Here is a 16,074-nt window from a genome sequence, read left to right as displayed (position 1 = left end):
ACTTTATGCGTCTCGTGGTAAGCCTTTTTCTACAATACGTATTAAACGGGCGGTTTTGCGTAATAACTTATCATGCTTAGCGCGTTGTTGCGCAAGCGCCCAATCGATATGCTCGATGACCATAGCACTCGATTGTGTGCGAATAACATTGAGTGTATCAACAATGCTTTGGCTAAATGCTGCATTTCCTAATCCCACCGCAATATTGCGACGCCAGCGCTGATGGCCAATGCGACGAATTGGGCTGCCTTCGGTATTCTTTAAAAAAGTGGCTTCGTCCCAACTAAATAGCTCGAGTAGATCTTTATCTTTTAACTGCTTGCGTGGGTGAAAATCTGCTTCATCTGTGATTTGCCCATAGCGATTCCACGGACAAACGAGTTGGCAGTCATCACAACCATAAATACGATTACCAAGTAGTGGCCGATATTGTTCAGGTATAGAGCCTTGTAGCTCAATGGTTAAGTAAGAGATGCATTTACGCGCATCAACCACATAAGGCTCGACAATGGCACCAGTTGGACATAAGGTAATACACGCAACGCATTTCCCACAACCTTCAAACTCATTTGGTTTATCAATGGGTAGTGGAATATCAACAAATAGTTCCCCTAAAAAAAACCAAGAGCCAGCTTCTTGATTAATCAATAAGCTGTGTTTGCCTCGCCAGCCTAGCCCTGCTTTTTCAGCCAGTTGTCGCTCAAGTACCGGCGCTGAATCAACAAAAGGGCGAAATCCCAATTGATCAACATGCTGCTCAATTTTTTGACCAAGCTGCTTGATGCGATTGCGCATCAGTTTGTGGTAATCACGGCCAAGGGCATAGCGACTAATATAGGCTTTATTAGTATCTTTGAGGGTTTTAGCAAAGCTTGCATCGGGGGGCAGGTAATTCATTTTTACCGAAATAACTCGTACAGTGCCTGGTACGAGTCCAGCGGGGCGCGCACGCTTCATACCATGGGCGGCCATGTATTCCATCTCACCGTGATAGCCTAAATCAAGCCAACGTTGTAGTTGTGCTTCATGTTTGCTCAGATCAATATCAGTGATTCCGACTTCACTAAAGCCAAGTTCTAAACCCCACTTTTTTATATCTAAAGCAAGTTGTTTGTAATCAGAGGTTAGGTTAGTCACACGGGCACATCATGGTTAAAAGTCGCTGCGTAATTTAGCATATTACGCAATTAAGATCACGATAGGTTATACAAAGCGCTGTAATTGCTGCTGTGTTTTTTCGCTTAACCGCTGAGACTGTTGGCAGTCAGTAACGGCGATATCGATTTGTGATTTGGCTTGACTGCCCAATGCAACGATTTGCTCAACTGATTGGTGGGTTTGGTTTTGTGTTTGCTCAAGTAGATGCACGGCATGCACAATTTGCTGCAATTGTTGTTGATTCTGCTCAAACTCAATTAACCGCTCCGTGAAACCATGGGAGGTATTGCTGATAGTGGCTTCTGCATTGTGTGAATAATTAACGAGTTGTTCTGAGTCTTTATTTGTTTGGTTGACTAAGGAATCCATTTGATTGATGAAATCGCTGATCTGGCGAGTTGCATCGCTTACTTTAACTGATAATGTTCTTACTTCATCGGCAACAACAGCAAAACCACGACCCGCTTCACCAGCGCGAGCAGCTTCTATGGCTGCATTTAGAGCCAGCAAATTCGTTTGATCTGAAAATTCTTCGACCATTTTTAGGATGCTGCGAATATTGTCGCTGTTTTGTTTCAAACCTAAGATTGTTTCTGAAAAGCTGCTTAACACATGACTAATCGACTTAACTTGGCTAACGAGTTCAGTTAGTTGCTGTGCCGAGTGAGTTACAAAATTTACATGCTCACTATTTACTTGATGGACACTGTCGGTGTTACTCACAATACTTTGCAAACTATCGGTTATTTGATTGCTGGCAGCGGTGATTGTTTGGCTAAAGTCGATTTGTTGTTCGCTTAATTTTGCAGTGTGTTGCATTGATACGGTCACTTGATTATTACTCTGTGCACTGGCTTGGGCACTTTGATAAATAGTGCCTAATAACTGACTCAAATGCTCCGTAAAAATATTATATTGCTGACTAACATCGCGAAACTCATCAAAAGTAAATTGAGGTAATTTTGCAGCTAGATTGGCATCTTCGTGATTTATTTTAACTAATGTATCGCGCATAGCTTGCACAGGACGCACAATTAGAAAGCGCATATAAAAAATGGTGAAGGCAAAGCCACTAATAATGATAAAGGTTAGAACCCAAAAAAAACCAGTGTTGGCGCCTTGCTCATTAAGGCTTTGATATAACCAAATTAGGGTAACGGCTTGAAAAGCGAAAACAAAGCTCAGGTTACCAATGATTTTTCGCGTTAAAGTAAAAAATAAGCTTTGTTCAATAAAGTTATAAATACGCATATACCCACTCATTAGTCGCCCGCTTGGCTGTTGCATCTGTTTTTACTCAGTATCGTTCAAATTCACTTTAATTCAAGAATATAGGACGAACTGTAGTATCTTATACAGTAGGCTCAAAGTGAGTTTAAAATCATTTTAGTGTTACAAGGGTAGTTGGTAAAAATACCCTCTACGCCATAATTAAGCATTAATTCTATATCTTCCTGTTTATCAACTGTGTATGCATAAACTTGTAAACCACGTTGCTTAGCGTCAGCAACAAACTCATGATTAATGAAGTTTTTATCAATATGAATACTTGAAGCATGTAAACGTTGTGCGAATTCTGCATAGTTGATTGGAATAGAGGCTGTTAAAGCGCCAATTTTGACCCATGGTAACTTTTGTTTTAACCACATGAGTTGATGGTGATCAAATGAAGAGACTAAAAGGTTCTCCCGCGACAGTTTGTTAACTGCAATATTTGCTTCAATCAACTCAACAAACTTATCCAGCGAAAAGGTGTGTTTTAATTCAAGGTTCAATAATGTTTTATTGCCAACCCAGTCAATGGTTTGCTGTAAAGTAGGGACGCACTCGTTATTACCAGCATCAAAACATTGAATTTGCTCTCGAGTAAGTTTATTGACTTTACCGCGGCCGCTGGTGGTGCGATCTAACCACGTATCGTGGATAATCATGTAATCATCTAAACAACTTTGCACATCAACTTCAATCCCATCAACTTCTATATCAACAGCAGCTAAAATCGCACTTTGAGTATTTTCAGGGTACGTACCGCTGGCGCCGCGATGAGCAAAAACTTTTATCATAATGTGTGTTTCCGAGTAACTGACCATGTTTCATACAATGCTGCACTGATCACCATAGTACCACCCAGTAAGGTTAGCAGTGAAGGTTGTTCATGCAACAATAAAAATGCTAAAAATGTGCCATACAGAGGCTGCAAACAAGAAATAAGCCCCGCAGTCGATGCGGATAAATATTGTAAACTTGCCGCAAATAAAGAATGCGGAGTTGCAGTAAATATCACTCCTGCAACGAGTAACAGGCCCAAGTCACGGGTGGATACATTAAGCACTGGTACTTCTACAAAAGTAGCTAATAAAATACTTGCCACTAACGTTTGATAAAACATGGTTTGTGGCCCGCCATACTGGCTAAAATAGCGTTTGTGAACAATATTTCTAAACGCGAAAAAAAACGCCGAAACCACCCCGGTTATCACCCCTAAAGTGACGTCATTGCCCATATTTGCATTGGGGATCAGTAAATAGATCCCAGTTATTACTACACACGCACTGAGCAAATCGTTTACTTTAGGTTTTTTACCATTAAAAAAAGGTTCAATAAAAACGGTTATTACTGGGTAGGTAAAAAACGCAATCATACCCACTGCAATGCCAGCCATTTGCATACCAGCAAAATAGGTTACCCAGTGTATGCCGACAGTCGCCCCTAAAAATAGCGCAATGAGGTAATCTTTCCTGCTATTGAGTTTAATTGCTTTCTTTTGCCATAGCAGTAAAAGCAAAATAGCTACACCTGCAATGGCGGCACGATATACCGTAATATCTAGTGCATTTAAGTTAATTAGCTTGGCAAATAATGCTGTACCACCAAACAGTAATACGGCGATGTGGAGATAAATTAAACTTTGCTGCTGAGCTTGCATCTAGACCTCTTTTAGACTGGTAAATACTAACATTTCAGATGTTATAAACAGGCTTGTTTTTGTAGCATTTTGTATCATTTATTAATGACAAAAGTCAGTTTTATTGATGACAATTTACACTACACTAAGCCAGCTTTAAAAGAGATAGTTAACATATTAAGTTGACTTGAGGTTGGTTATGAATATTGCAGCATGGGTAAGTTTTACATTTTTATCTTACGTCTTAAAGTCATTACCGCTTGGTGTGGGCTATAGTGCAAAGCAATTAGAGCAAACGCATTAGCTGATAGTGATCCCTTGTCACCGAAAGAGCGCAAAGCATTACAATTAGCGGGTGAAGGCTTGAAAACCGTTGATATCGCCGCTAAATTATATTTAAGCGAGGGCACGGTGCGTAATTATCTATCTGATGCGATTGCCAAACTCAATGCCAGTAACCGAGTCGATGCGGCACGTATAGCTAAACAAAAGGGCTGGTTATAGGCTTTTTTAGTCGATTTAAAGTAACTAAATTGGCTTTCTTAAAAGTTTCATAGCTTTTGCCTGTCTCATTGATCGGTTATGGGTTAAAATAACATCATAACCAATTAACAAGATAGTGAATGTCAAACCAAGATCCTAATCTCAGTCGAGAACAAGAAAAGTACGAAAACCCTGTCCCAAGTCGTGAGTTTATACTTACTCACCTAAAAGAGTGCGCTAAACCAGCTAACTTCCATCAGTTATGTGAAGAGTTGGCTGTAAACGATGATGAGCGCCAAATTGCGTTTAAGCGTCGCTTACGTGCTATGGAGCGTGATGGTCAACTATTCTTTAATAAATTTAAATGTTACGCCTTAATTGATGAAGCAGGGCTTGTTAAAGGTAAAGTAATAGGTCACCGCGACGGGTTTGGCTTTTTAGAAGTCGAAGGCGAAAGTAAAGACTGGTTTATTGCCAAGCATCAAATGAATATGGTGCTCCATGGCGACATCGTCTTGGCTAAAGGTAGCAAACGCGGCTCAGGTGGTAAATGCGATGCGCGCATCATTAAAGTATTGCCTAATGAACGTGCCCCCATTGTTGGCCGTTACTTTGTTGAACATGGTATTGCAGTTGTTGTCGCGGAAGATCCGCGTATTACACAAGATATTATAATTTTGCCTGGTAGTGAAAATGGCGCTCGGCATAACCAAATGGTGCAAGTGCAAATTACTCAAAACCCTAGCCGTAATATGAATGCGGTGGGAAAAATTATCGATGTCCTGGGTGAGCATTTAGCACCAGGTATGGAAATCGAAGTAGCACTGCGTAATCATGATATTCCTCATGTTTGGCCTGAAGCGGTTGAAAAGCAGGTTGAGCATTTAGGTGAGTTTGTCGAAGAAGCCGACAAGCAAAACCGAGTCGATTTGCGCGATTTACCCCTAGTGACGATTGATGGCGAGGATGCTCGCGATTTTGATGATGCCGTGTACTGTGAGCCTGTTGAATCAGGTGGATGGCGTTTGTGGGTTGCGATTGCAGATGTATCGCATTATGTAGGAATGAATACTCCTCTCAATGCCGAGGCAATCCAGCGCGGTAACTCAGTGTATTTCCCTGAGCAAGTTATTCCTATGTTGCCAAAAGTTTTATCCAATGGCTTATGTTCATTAAACCCAAAAGTTGACCGTTTATGTATGGTCGCAGAAATGCTGGTATCAGCTGAAGGCAAACTATCAGGTTACCGTTTTTATGAAGCGGTGATGAACTCACACGCGCGTTTAACCTACACCAAAGTAAATGCCATTTTACAAAACGATGAAAAACTACGTACTGAATACGCAGCCGTTGTGCCTCATTTAACTGATTTACAGCAAATGTATATGGCATTAAAGGCAGCTCGCCAAGAGCGTGGCGCGATTGAATTTGAAACCCTCGAGACCCGCTTTGTTTTTAATGCCCAGCGCAAGATAGAGTCTATCGTGCCAGTAGTACGTAATGATGCGCATAAGCTGATTGAAGAGTGTATGATTCTAGCCAATGTATCAGCGGCTAAAATGCTTGAAAAACATGAGGCGAGCGCACTCTATCGTGTGCATGCGGAACCTGATGGTGAAAAACTGGGGAACTTTAGACAGTTTTTATCAGAGTTGGGTATCGAATCTACCCTGAGTGACGAGCCAACACCAAAAGAGATCACTCACGTATTAGCTAAACTTGGCGATCGCCCTGATGCTGAATTGATCCAAACTATGTTACTGCGTTCAATGAAGCAAGCCGTTTATCAGGCCGAAAATATTGGTCACTTTGGTTTGTCATTGGATGAATACGCGCATTTTACTTCACCTATTCGTCGCTACCCTGATTTAGTGGTACATCGCGCGATTAAAGGTATTTTAAAAGCGCAGGGCATGGTGACATCGGGTGCTTATGTCTACAGTGATGAAGAAGTTGCACAACTAGGTGAGCAGTGCTCAAACACTGAGCGTCGTGCCGATGATGCAACGCGTGAAGTGGCCGATTGGCTCAAGTGCGAATACATGCAAGATCATGTGGGCGACGAGTTCGAGGGAGTGATCTCTTCGGTGACTAACTTTGGTCTGTTTATTCGCTTAGCTGATTTGCAAATTGATGGTTTAATTCATGTCACGAATCTCGGCGATGAGTACTTTCAGCATGATGGCGCGAAGCATTGCTTAATTGGTGAACATTCTCGTAAGGTTTATCGTTTAGGCGATAAAGTGACGGTTCAGGTTGCGTCAGTAAGCTTAGATGAGCGCCGCATTAACTTAACCCTTGACGGTAATGGCGAGCAAGATAGATACGCGCGCCGTCGTGGTGATGCAAAAGGACATCGCCCAGCAAGTGTTCGTTCGCAATTAAAACGTGGCAAAATACCAGGTAAAAAAGCGGATGAAACCGCCACTTCTGAGCGTAAAGGCGGTGCTGAGCAGAGAAAACCAAAGCCAAAAAAAAGCAGTGCCAGTAGAGGCAAAAAGAAGCCCGCAGGGAAGTCAGCTGCAGCAACGACTACAACAGCAAAAAAACCGAAGAAAAAGGCAGTTAAAAAGCCAAAGAGACCCGGCAAAAATGCCCGTAAAAGTACTAGCTCAGGAGCAAAGAATACGTGAGTAATGAATTAATTTATGGCTTTCACTCAGTTGAAGCGATTTTAGCAAGTGAACCCGAGCGTTTTATTGAAATTTATGCTCTTAAAGGGCGCGATGATAAACGCTTATCTCCGGTTATTGAGGAAGCGCGTAAATTTGGTATATCAGTACAATTTATGCAGCGTAAAGCGCTTGATAACAAAGCAAAGGGTGAGCAGCATCAAGGTATTATTGCAAACGTTAAAGCGGCACCTACGTTTAATGAAAAAGATTTGGATGTTATTATTGCTCGCGAAGACACGCCATTTCTATTGGTGTTAGATGGTATTACAGATCCACATAATTTGGGGGCTTGCTTACGTAGCGCTGATGCAGCTGGCGTTCACGCTATCATTGTACCAAAAGACAAATCTGCTAAATTAAATGGTACTGCACGTAAAGTAGCCTGTGGCGCAGCTGAAACAGTACCGCTGATCCAGGTTACAAACCTTGCGCGTACTCTGCGTGAAATTAAAGACGCAGGCGTGTGGGTAGTTGGCACTGCTGGCGAAACAGATACTCATGTATTCGATGCTAATCTAACCGGCCCAATGGCAATTGTAATGGGCGCAGAAGGCGAGGGCATGCGCCGCTTAACCCGTGAACACTGTGATGTGCTCGTTAAAATTCCAATGGCCGGCACCGTATCAAGTTTAAATGTTTCGGTAGCAACGGGCATTTGTTTGTTTGAAGTACTACGCCAGAGAAACGCAACACAAGCTTAAGAAGTTTTAAGCTTGTAGCCGTCAGCCGTCAGCCGTCAGCCGTCAGTTTAAGATCAAGTAACTTATTGACACGTAAGTTAATACGAGCAAAATCCCGTCAGCCGTCAGCCGTCAGCCGTCAGCCGTCAGCCGTCAGCCGTCAGCCGTCAGCCGTCAGCCGTCAGCCGTCAGCCGTCAGCCGTCAGCCGTCAGCCGTCAGCCTAAGACAAATTCGTCTTGACACCTAATAGCTGATAGCTGATAGCTGATAGCTGATAGCTGATAGCTGATAGCTGATAGCTGATAGCTGATAGCTGATTTCTTAACTCCCCCACTTAAAGCTAAAATACCTACTTGCTTAATTTTCCCACTAAGCGTAAAATGCGCGCTCATTTCGGCCTAATTAATATTAATTCCTTGCCTTAAACCGACTGGCTGAAACGGTAGAAGGCTCTATTAACCGTAAGGAATATCCATGCGTCATTACGAAATCGTATTCATGGTTCACCCAGATCAGAGTGAGCAAGTTGCTGGTATGATCGAACGTTATACTGGTTCTATCACTGAAGCTGGTGGTACTATCCACCGTCTTGAAGACTGGGGTCGCCGTCAATTGGCTTACCCAATCAACAAGCTTCACAAAGCTCATTATGTTCTTATGAACGTTGAAGCACCAACTGAAGTAATCAGCGAGCTAGAAACTACTTTCCGCTACAACGATGCAGTGCTTCGTAACTTAGTTATGCGTACTAAAGACGCTGTAACTGAAGCATCTCCTCTTGTAAGAGAAGAGAAGAAAGAAGCACCAGCTGCTTAATTGTTTTGAGTCCAAGCATGGCGTTTGATCAGCGATAACTTTAAGGTAAACCATATGGTCAGTCCTTTTATGAATCAGCTGGTTATCTCTGGGGTTGTTTGTAAAACACCTAAGTATAGCCAAAGCCCTGCTGGTATCCCGCATTGTATTTTTGTTGTAGAACATAAATCAATGCAAGTTGAAGCAGACCTTAACCGTAATAGTTATGTCAGGCTTCAAGTGGTTGCCAGTGGTAAGCAAATGCAACAACAGACTCAACATTTGCACGTTGGGCAGGCATTGCAAGTGAGCGGTTTTTTAAATCGTCACGAAGGTCGTAACGGCCTTAGCCAATTGGTTTTGCATGCTCAGCATATAGAAAGAATTATTTGAGGAATTTATCTCATGGCACGTTATTTCAGACGTCGTAAGTTCTGCCGCTTTAAAGCGGAAGGCGTACAACAAATCGATTATAAAGATCTAGCTACTCTTAGAAACTATGTTACAGAAAGTGGCAAAATCGTACCTAGCCGTATCACAGGTACTAGCGCTAAATACCAGCGCCAGCTAGCAACTGCTATTAAGCGTGCTCGCTACTTAGCCCTTCTTCCATACACTGACTTACATAAGTAAGCAGCGGATTAACACGTTTTTAAAAGGTGTAGAAACATGCAAGTTATTCTACTAGATAAGATCGCAAACCTAGGTGGCCTAGGTGACCAGGTTGTAGTTAAATCTGGCTTCGCACGTAACTTCCTTTTCCCACAAGGTAAGGCAGTTCCTGCAACTAAAGCTAACATTGAAACTTTTGACGCACGTCGTGCAGAGCTTGAAGCGAAAATCGCTGAACAGCTTGTTGCTGCACAAGCACGCGCTGATAAGCTTGAAGCATTAGCTGAAGTTACACTAGTTTCTAAAGCTGGTGATGAAGGCAAATTATTCGGTTCAATCGGTACTCGTGACATCGCTGACGCTATCTCAGCTGTTGGTGTTGAAGTTGCTAAGTCAGAAGTTCGTTTACCTCTAGGTACTATCCGTGAGACTGGCGAATTTGACGTATCAATCGCAGTACACTCAGACGTTACGGCTACTATCAAAGTAATCGTAATCGCTGAAGCTTAATTTTAATTAAGCAAGAAAAGCCGTGCTGAAAAGCGCGGCTTTTTTGTTTGAATTGTTATAATTTTTATTTCCTCATTGTTTATAGCTATTTTACTATTGCTATAGTCGCCCACTAATTTAATAAATATTAACCCAATGCTGCTTAAGCGCTTTATAATATGAAGTTTAGGTTCTTATGTATCAAATACAGGTAAACTGCAGTAGAATTTCCATTTTAGCTAGTTTCTTATTTGCTTGTTTTAAATTAAAAGAATAAAAAACTAATGATTTATGCTTGTTATAATGTAGCAATATTGTAATTAGGTTACAGTTAATTGACATTGACAGCGTTGTCACTGTATATTGTTTGTGCACTGGGCATAGTGTTAAGGATGCAATAATTGAAACAACACATGATGAGCAATGTGAAACCACCTGCTGGTTTTACATTAATAGAGTTATTAATCGTAGTCGCCATTTTAGGCATTTTGTATAGCGTTGCCATGCCTTCATATATTGAGCATATGGAGCGTAGCCGCCGTGCTGATATTCAGCAAGTTATGTTACAACATGGGGCGTCTTTGGAGCGTATATATTCGCGTAATGGTGGTTATCCAAATACTTTTGATGCGGCGGTAAATACAGAGTTTTACACGTTCACTTATACAGCGTTAAACCGTGTTACAGGCGCTGCGGCAAGTGAAAACTTTAAAAGCCGTGCATTTACATTAACGGCAACACCAAAGCTTGGTTCTGCTCAAGCGGGAGATCGCTGCGGTGCTTTAGTGATCAAGCACGATGGTACACAATCAGCTGATGCAAGTAACTGCTGGGAATAATAATGATTCGAACTGCTGCAGGCTTCACATTAGTAGAACTCATGATTGTGGTGGGAATTGTTGCGATCATGGCCGTATTAGCTTTTCCATCATTTAGCCAGCAAATAATGCAAGATCGCGTAGTAACCACAGCTAATCAATTGAACAGTGTTTACAAATACGCGCGTAGTGAAGCTGTAAAGCGCGATCGCGATATTAAATTGATTGTAAGTGGTACAAAGTGGCAAGTAAAAGCATCTGTTGATGGCGTTGACACTGTTTTAAAAGAGTTTGTAATTCAACATCAAGGTGTAACCGTTGGATTAGTTGATCGTACTGTTTGGTCTACTGGTGAAATATCTGCGGCAAGCCAAATATTAATTGAAGATGATAATGATAAGACGGTCGACTACTATCTGTGCATTTTAAAAAGCGGCCAAAATTGGTTAGCTGAACAGTCAGCGGCGTGTGCATAATGAACAAACAACAGGGCTTTTCATTATTGGAAGTGATGCTATCTGTGGTAATTGCAGGTATTGCATTACTAGGTTTGGCCGCAGCGCAACTAAAATCATTACAGTATGCGACCAATAGCTTTAATTACACCATCTCTTTAGTACAAGGACAAAACACTTTAGAGCGAATTTGGCCTCGTTTATGTGAGCTACAAACAACAAACCCTGCATTATTTACAGATGCTAACTTTCGTGCTTCTTTAGGTCCGCAAATTAATGATTACCAGCTGACGTTACCTGCGGCGTACGCACATGATATGCAAATTACAGTGTCTTGGAGTGATGAACGAATTAAGCAGCAAGATCCTGCTCAATTAGAGAATCAGATTACCTTGAATGCCAGTTACCCCGAACTACCTGCAGGGTGTATTTGATGATATCGATTTATCGTACACGAGGTTACACCCTTGTTGAGCTAATGGTTGCATTGGCTGCCGGTGCGTTTTTATTAGCAGGTGTTAGCCTGTCATATTCAGCAATTAAAGGTACGATTTTGGTTGGTAAAGAACTGGAAAATGCGCAAGAAGTGATCCGCTATACCAGTAAAGTTTTTACGCGCAGTATTAAACAAACCCCAAAGCTTCCTGAAATTGCGGCAGATGGCTCGACAATTACTATTTATCAGCCAGCAGGAGTTATTACCTGTGATGGGAGTGTTTCGGCTGCTGATGTTACAGAGGTTTATAGCTTAGCAGGCAATAGCTTAATGTGCGCCTTAGACGCTGCCCCTGCTCAGCGGCTGTTAACTGGGATCACACAATTGAGTTTTTCACTTAATAATAATGTTGTAACCATTAATGTAGGGCCTGAAAACTTACCGAGCCAATTTGGTGGCGCAATTATTGTAGATATTGCGGTATCTAATGTGATTTTAAACAATGCATTCGGTGGTGTGTAATGGCTAAAAAGCAGCACGGTTTCACGTTAATAACAGTATTAATCCTCACCAGTATGGCAAGTATTGTGGTGCTTAATTCATTGCGTGAAAATATTGTTCAAGAGCGCATGAGTGGTAATTTTCAAAAGAAAATGAATAGCCGACTGCTTGCAGAAAAGGGCGTGTTTGAAGAAGCCAAATTATTGCAACAAGCTTTATTAAATGATCAAACATTAGATATAGACGGCTTAATTGCCGCTACCGGTAATGCATCCGGCAGTGGTCTGATTGGTGATGATGCCACTTATCATGCCAGTATCACTAAAAATGCCGCAGGTGAACTGGAAATAGCCAGTCTTGGGCAGCGTTATGATGGTGATGCGCAAAGTAACTTAGTCGCAAGGTTTAGTTTGATCCCGGGTAATAATTTAACCCCTTACTCAGATGCAATAATAGGTTGTCGAGGGGTGTCATTAGGCGGTTCAGGTAAAATTACCAGTTATGATTCAACGGATGCGAGTTATGCAGGGAATGACGCAGATGTAAGGACCACCGTTCATAATGCAAACGTTACATTAAATGGAACCGGCACAATAAAAGGCAGTGTGGCGTCGACAGGCTCGATTATTGTCAGCTCCTCACAATCTGTGGAAGGAGATTTGTGGGCTAATAAGGATATAACTTTCCCGTCAGGTACTAGCACTTGGAGTACAAAGATTAATGGTAATATTTTAGCTAATGGCAATGTCCAACTTAAAGATATGATGGTGAATGGTTATGTTCGTACTGAAAAGAATTTAACGCTAAATAATGGTGTTCATGTAAATCATAGTACGGCTGATATTCCAGATATTCTTTATGGTGGCGGTGTATTAAGCTCTAGCAGCTATACAAATAACTCAGTTGTAAAGACTTTACCTGATACGGCTTATGTTGAAGGCTTGACTGTGCCAAATGTCGCAGGGTTAGATCCCGATGATCCTACAAGTTCACCTATATACATAAAAGATCAATGTGATCCTTTAAACATTAGTACATTAAGCGAGTTAAATGCATTAGGGCCATTTCCTGATTTACAACTGACGAATAATACTAAGAAAATAACATTAAATGAAAACAAAGCTGTATTTACTGACAATGGGACTGTAACAGAGTACTTACCGAAGGATGTTACTGTCTTAGGGCGCGTTCAAGAAAACATGTACTTTTTTAATAATCTCACTGTAAATGGTGGCAGTTTAGATGCGCTTTTAGCTGGGGCCGAAAATAAGAAAGTAGCTGTTTATGTTGCAGGTGACTTTACAATTACAGCCAGTGGTGAATCACACTTTAAAATACATAAGGGAGTGAGTTTAAGTCTATATGTAATGGGGAAAATTCATATTCGCACTAGTCCAATAGTAGAAGAAACGATCGTAAAACTCACTCCATCTGATGCCTATGCATTCAATATTTACTCTGGATATAAATCAGGTGATGGCTCTTTATCATGTAAGGATAAAGATGGTGCCAGTGATAAATTTGGTATTTACATCGCATCGAATACTGAAATGTATGCCACAATTTATGCACCTGATACTGATGTGCGGGTTGATGCCGGAGCTCAGTATACAGGCTCGATTCGAGGTGGTAGTGTATCAAACTGCGGTAATGGGGAAACACGCTATGATGTGGCATTAAAGAATATTACATCAGGTGGGGGCTCCAACAGCGGTGCTAAAATTGCTTTTCTTGGCTGGTCTTACAAAGTACCCGCTCAGGCTCCAGAGGAGCCGGTTGAAGAGCCCGTAGAACCGACAATTTAATTCTCACCTAAACGGCTAACAGTTAAGTTAGCCGTTTTTGTATTTATCTTTTAAAATTTTTCAACCAGCTTTAAACCTTTTCATTCTTTCTCTACGTCTAACTATTCAAGAAACATAAAACATCTGAAAGATCGTATTTCCACCATGGTTGGGTATACACTAAATTCAGAATAATAATCATAAAGGGACAGCATCAACGATGTTGATAGATGCAAAACAGGCTTTTACACAGCTAAGTGAAGATACACTTATTACACGTGTTAAAAGCGGTGATCAAAATGCCTATGCGGCACTTTATGAGTTACATGTAAAACGGGTCTACGGTTTGTGCTTGCGCTTATTAGCGGATCGCGAACATGCGGAAGATGCAACTCAGGAAGTGTTTGTGCAATTGTGGCATAAGATAGCCAGCTTTGAAGGGCAGTCACAGTTTTCTACTTGGTTGCACAGTGTTACTAGCAATATTGCGATTAGCTATTTACGCAAACATAAAAATTGGTTGCAAAAAGTGGTGAGCTTCGAGCAAAGCGGTATGGATGAGCAAAGTGCTGCTGATTGCCAAGGATTAAATGGACTCGATAAATTAGTACTAAGGCTCCCTGAGCGAGCGCGTATGGTGTTTGTTTTACATGCCATAGAAGGTTACCGGCATGAAGAGATTGCCAGTATGTTAGGTATGGCAGTTGGATCGAGTAAGTCGCAATTTCATCGCGCCCGTCAGTTATTAAAAGAGTGGTATGAAAATGAATAAGCCAGATTTTGAAACCTTTTTAGCTGAGTCTATTAACAACACTGACTCAGAAATTACGCCACAAAAAGACTTATGGCCAGGCATAGAAAAAGCACTAACGCATGCTCCTGTGTCGCAATCTAAAACGATTTTATGGCCTAAATTAGCGGGAGTTGCGGCATGCTCGGTCGCCGCTTTATTAAGTGTGCAATTAATATTTTCGGGGGCAGAGCCTGCAACCAGTGTGGCGATGAGTGACTATTTTACCCAACAAAAGCAAACCTTGTTGGTGCAATATCAAAACCAACCAGCTTTGACCGACAATTGGCAGCAACAGTTAGCGGAGCTAGAAGATGCTGAGCGAGCAATTAAGCAAGCATTAGAGAATGAACCTGAGAACCCCGCGTTATTAAAGATGCTGGCGCAGGTTTATCAACAGCAATTAGATTTAATTAATAAGGTACATGCACCGAAGTGGCAACAAATTTAGGAGTAACAATCATGAAAACATTACTAATAGCACTGACTTTATTGCCGTTTATAGCTACGGCGGGTGAAAAAATTAACGAGCAAATTGAGGTGCCAGTTAATAAACGCATTTTTATTGATAACCAACGTGGTGATGTCCGTATTGAGGGGTGGGATAAAGCGCAACTACAGATCACTGGTGAACTTGATGATAAAGCGCAAGGTTACCGTTTAGAGGATCGAGACGGTCGCATCGAATTTATTGTTAAAATGCCGCGCAACAATAATGGTTGGAACAGTGGTGATGGTTCACAGCTGACTATTTATATACCAAAAAGTAGCGAGCTTGAGTTTACGGGAGTGAATGCCAACATCACTGCTAAAGAGTTACATGCCGGAGTTGATATTGATGTTGTTAACGGTGATATAAACTTACACAGTATCAGCGGCAATATTAGTGTTGATACCGTCAATGGTGATGTTAATGCTATCGGATTAAAAGGTGATATACGCTATGAAACTGTTAACGGTGAAATTAATGATAAAGATTCACAGGGGACACTGCGCTTTACTGCGGTTAACGGCGATATTAAATCTAAAACAGCGGCGCAAGAAGTACGTTTAGAAAATGTGAACGGTGATATTGATTTTGCATTTGCAGCGTTGAAAAGTTTACGCATTAATACCGTTAATGGGGAAAGTGAAATCCATATTAATCAGTTATTAAAAGGCGCGCAGATCACGTATGAATCAGTCAGTGGTGATGCCAACTTTTATTTCCCTGCGAATGTATCGGCTCACTTTGAAATCGAAGCTCATGCCAATGGCAAAATCGTTAATGAATTAAGCAATGATAAAGTGAAAAAAGCCAAGTACGGTCCTTCTAGTGAATTAGAATTTGCAGTTAACGGTGGTGATGCAGATATTGAAATAGATACGATCAGCGGACGCATTGAATTACGTAAGCAAAACTAATCTCCTTAAGCAAAGCAGGAAAAGAAATCCTGCTTTGCTCTTTGCACGGCTTAGCCAAGTCGATAGAATAGAGGCCATTCATTGTTAG

The 16,074-nt window shown here is 41.4% G+C and carries 19 protein-coding genes and 1 pseudogene; 15 read left to right on the top strand and 5 right to left on the bottom strand.

Annotation, left to right across the window (positions count from 1 at the left end; genetic code table 11):
• Positions 1–3: 3 nt before the first annotated feature.
• The 4 genes from queG to PHAL_RS0116070 all read right to left on the bottom strand — a co-directional run bounded on the left by queG (position 4) and on the right by PHAL_RS0116070 (position 4,084).
• Positions 4–1,137 (bottom strand): tRNA epoxyqueuosine(34) reductase QueG, encoded by a 1,134-nt coding sequence (gene queG, locus PHAL_RS0116085; protein ID WP_016709453.1) that lies wholly within the window; start codon positions 1,135–1,137, stop codon positions 4–6.
• Positions 1,138–1,203: 66 nt separating this feature from the next.
• On the bottom strand, positions 1,204–2,421 hold the full coding sequence (locus tag PHAL_RS0116080) for a methyl-accepting chemotaxis protein (protein WP_016709452.1): 1,218 nt from the start codon (positions 2,419–2,421) through the stop codon (positions 1,204–1,206).
• A gap of 101 nt (positions 2,422–2,522) precedes the next feature.
• Entirely contained in the window at positions 2,523–3,221 is a 699-nt protein-coding gene (locus tag PHAL_RS0116075) for a glycerophosphodiester phosphodiesterase (protein WP_016709451.1), read from the bottom strand.
• Positions 3,218–4,084 (bottom strand): DMT family transporter, encoded by an 867-nt coding sequence (locus tag PHAL_RS0116070; protein WP_016709450.1) that lies wholly within the window; start codon positions 4,082–4,084, stop codon positions 3,218–3,220. The genes PHAL_RS0116075 and PHAL_RS0116070 overlap by 4 nt, the downstream gene beginning before the upstream one ends.
• Before the next feature lie 273 nt (positions 4,085–4,357).
• On the opposite strand from PHAL_RS0116070, the pseudogene PHAL_RS0116060 reads away from it, so the two are divergent.
• The 3 genes and pseudogenes from PHAL_RS0116060 to rlmB all read left to right on the top strand — a co-directional run.
• A pseudogene (locus tag PHAL_RS0116060) lies at positions 4,358–4,567 on the top strand (response regulator transcription factor); the annotation flags it as partial.
• Between the two features lie 119 nt (positions 4,568–4,686).
• Entirely contained in the window at positions 4,687–7,179 is a 2,493-nt protein-coding gene (rnr, locus tag PHAL_RS0116055; protein ID WP_016709447.1) for a ribonuclease R, read from the top strand.
• Entirely contained in the window at positions 7,176–7,922 is a 747-nt protein-coding gene (rlmB, locus tag PHAL_RS0116050) for a 23S rRNA (guanosine(2251)-2'-O)-methyltransferase RlmB (RefSeq protein WP_016709445.1), read from the top strand. The genes rnr and rlmB overlap by 4 nt, the downstream gene beginning before the upstream one ends.
• A 195-nt stretch (positions 7,923–8,117) precedes the next feature.
• On the opposite strand, the gene PHAL_RS24265 is transcribed toward rlmB, so the two are convergent.
• Positions 8,118–8,294: a hypothetical protein gene (locus PHAL_RS24265; protein ID WP_016709444.1), complete on the bottom strand. Its 177-nt coding sequence runs from the start codon at positions 8,292–8,294 to the stop codon at positions 8,118–8,120.
• A gap of 82 nt (positions 8,295–8,376) precedes the next feature.
• Here PHAL_RS24265 and rpsF point away from each other — a divergent pair, with 82 nt between their 5' ends.
• The 12 genes from rpsF (at position 8,377) to PHAL_RS0115985 (ending at position 15,986) form a co-directional block, all read left to right on the top strand.
• Positions 8,377–8,718, top strand: coding sequence for a 30S ribosomal protein S6 (rpsF, locus tag PHAL_RS0116040; protein WP_016709443.1), 342 nt, complete (start codon positions 8,377–8,379; stop codon positions 8,716–8,718).
• Positions 8,719–8,772: 54 nt separating this feature from the next.
• Complete coding sequence (priB, locus tag PHAL_RS0116035) at positions 8,773–9,090, top strand: primosomal replication protein N (RefSeq protein ID WP_016709442.1); 318 nt, start codon at positions 8,773–8,775, stop codon at positions 9,088–9,090.
• 12 nt (positions 9,091–9,102) lie between these two features.
• On the top strand, positions 9,103–9,330 hold the full coding sequence (gene rpsR, locus PHAL_RS0116030; RefSeq protein WP_002962753.1) for a 30S ribosomal protein S18: 228 nt from the start codon (positions 9,103–9,105) through the stop codon (positions 9,328–9,330).
• 36 nt (positions 9,331–9,366) lie between these two features.
• Positions 9,367–9,819: a 50S ribosomal protein L9 gene (gene rplI, locus PHAL_RS0116025; protein WP_016709441.1), complete on the top strand. Its 453-nt coding sequence runs from the start codon at positions 9,367–9,369 to the stop codon at positions 9,817–9,819.
• A gap of 392 nt (positions 9,820–10,211) precedes the next feature.
• Entirely contained in the window at positions 10,212–10,637 is a 426-nt protein-coding gene (locus PHAL_RS0116020) for a type IV pilin protein (RefSeq protein WP_016709440.1), read from the top strand.
• A gap of 2 nt (positions 10,638–10,639) precedes the next feature.
• Positions 10,640–11,092, top strand: a complete 453-nt coding sequence (locus tag PHAL_RS0116015; RefSeq protein WP_016709439.1) for a GspH/FimT family pseudopilin — start codon at positions 10,640–10,642, stop codon at positions 11,090–11,092.
• Positions 11,092–11,505 carry a type IV pilus modification PilV family protein gene (locus tag PHAL_RS0116010; RefSeq protein ID WP_016709438.1) on the top strand — a complete coding sequence of 138 codons (414 nt, stop codon included), beginning with the start codon at positions 11,092–11,094 and terminating at the stop codon, positions 11,503–11,505. Before PHAL_RS0116015 ends, PHAL_RS0116010 begins: the two co-directional genes overlap by 1 nt.
• Positions 11,505–12,029, top strand: a complete 525-nt coding sequence (locus PHAL_RS0116005) for a prepilin-type N-terminal cleavage/methylation domain-containing protein (protein ID WP_016709437.1) — start codon at positions 11,505–11,507, stop codon at positions 12,027–12,029. The genes PHAL_RS0116010 and PHAL_RS0116005 overlap by 1 nt, the downstream gene beginning before the upstream one ends.
• Complete coding sequence (locus PHAL_RS0116000) at positions 12,029–13,813, top strand: pilus assembly PilX family protein (protein WP_016709436.1); 1,785 nt, start codon at positions 12,029–12,031, stop codon at positions 13,811–13,813. The genes PHAL_RS0116005 and PHAL_RS0116000 overlap by 1 nt, the downstream gene beginning before the upstream one ends.
• A 199-nt stretch (positions 13,814–14,012) precedes the next feature.
• On the top strand, positions 14,013–14,564 hold the full coding sequence (locus PHAL_RS0115995) for an RNA polymerase sigma factor (protein ID WP_016709435.1): 552 nt from the start codon (positions 14,013–14,015) through the stop codon (positions 14,562–14,564).
• Entirely contained in the window at positions 14,551–15,033 is a 483-nt protein-coding gene (locus tag PHAL_RS0115990; protein WP_016709434.1) for a hypothetical protein, read from the top strand. The genes PHAL_RS0115995 and PHAL_RS0115990 overlap by 14 nt, the downstream gene beginning before the upstream one ends.
• Positions 15,034–15,044: 11 nt before the next feature.
• Entirely contained in the window at positions 15,045–15,986 is a 942-nt protein-coding gene (locus PHAL_RS0115985; protein WP_016709433.1) for a DUF4097 family beta strand repeat-containing protein, read from the top strand.
• Positions 15,987–16,074 lie beyond the last annotated feature (88 nt).

This window comes from Pseudoalteromonas haloplanktis ATCC 14393 (genome assembly GCF_000238355.1).
In the GTDB taxonomy this organism is placed as follows: domain Bacteria; phylum Pseudomonadota; class Gammaproteobacteria; order Enterobacterales; family Alteromonadaceae; genus Pseudoalteromonas; species Pseudoalteromonas haloplanktis.
This window is presented reverse-complemented; position numbering and strand designations above follow the sequence as displayed.

Excerpts from the sequence above, each read along its gene's own strand:
- PHAL_RS0116080 (WP_016709452.1), bottom strand. The coding sequence starts at position 2,421 with ATGAGTGGGTATATGCGTATTTATAACTTTATTGAACAAAGCTTATTT.
- PHAL_RS0116075 (WP_016709451.1), bottom strand. The coding sequence starts at position 3,221 with ATGATAAAAGTTTTTGCTCATCGCGGCGCCAGCGGTACGTACCCTGAA.
- PHAL_RS0116070 (WP_016709450.1), bottom strand. The coding sequence starts at position 4,084 with ATGCAAGCTCAGCAGCAAAGTTTAATTTATCTCCACATCGCCGTATTA.
- rnr (WP_016709447.1), top strand. The coding sequence starts at position 4,687 with ATGTCAAACCAAGATCCTAATCTCAGTCGAGAACAAGAAAAGTACGAA.
- PHAL_RS24265 (WP_016709444.1), bottom strand. The coding sequence starts at position 8,294 with ATGAGCGCGCATTTTACGCTTAGTGGGAAAATTAAGCAAGTAGGTATT.
- rpsF (WP_016709443.1), top strand. The coding sequence starts at position 8,377 with ATGCGTCATTACGAAATCGTATTCATGGTTCACCCAGATCAGAGTGAG.
- priB (WP_016709442.1), top strand. The coding sequence starts at position 8,773 with ATGGTCAGTCCTTTTATGAATCAGCTGGTTATCTCTGGGGTTGTTTGT.
- rpsR (WP_002962753.1), top strand. The coding sequence starts at position 9,103 with ATGGCACGTTATTTCAGACGTCGTAAGTTCTGCCGCTTTAAAGCGGAA.
- rplI (WP_016709441.1), top strand. The coding sequence starts at position 9,367 with ATGCAAGTTATTCTACTAGATAAGATCGCAAACCTAGGTGGCCTAGGT.
- PHAL_RS0116020 (WP_016709440.1), top strand. The coding sequence starts at position 10,212 with ATGATGAGCAATGTGAAACCACCTGCTGGTTTTACATTAATAGAGTTA.
- PHAL_RS0116015 (WP_016709439.1), top strand. The coding sequence starts at position 10,640 with ATGATTCGAACTGCTGCAGGCTTCACATTAGTAGAACTCATGATTGTG.
- PHAL_RS0116010 (WP_016709438.1), top strand. The coding sequence starts at position 11,092 with ATGAACAAACAACAGGGCTTTTCATTATTGGAAGTGATGCTATCTGTG.
- PHAL_RS0116005 (WP_016709437.1), top strand. The coding sequence starts at position 11,505 with ATGATATCGATTTATCGTACACGAGGTTACACCCTTGTTGAGCTAATG.
- PHAL_RS0116000 (WP_016709436.1), top strand. The coding sequence starts at position 12,029 with ATGGCTAAAAAGCAGCACGGTTTCACGTTAATAACAGTATTAATCCTC.
- PHAL_RS0115995 (WP_016709435.1), top strand. The coding sequence starts at position 14,013 with ATGTTGATAGATGCAAAACAGGCTTTTACACAGCTAAGTGAAGATACA.
- PHAL_RS0115990 (WP_016709434.1), top strand. The coding sequence starts at position 14,551 with ATGAAAATGAATAAGCCAGATTTTGAAACCTTTTTAGCTGAGTCTATT.
- PHAL_RS0115985 (WP_016709433.1), top strand. The coding sequence starts at position 15,045 with ATGAAAACATTACTAATAGCACTGACTTTATTGCCGTTTATAGCTACG.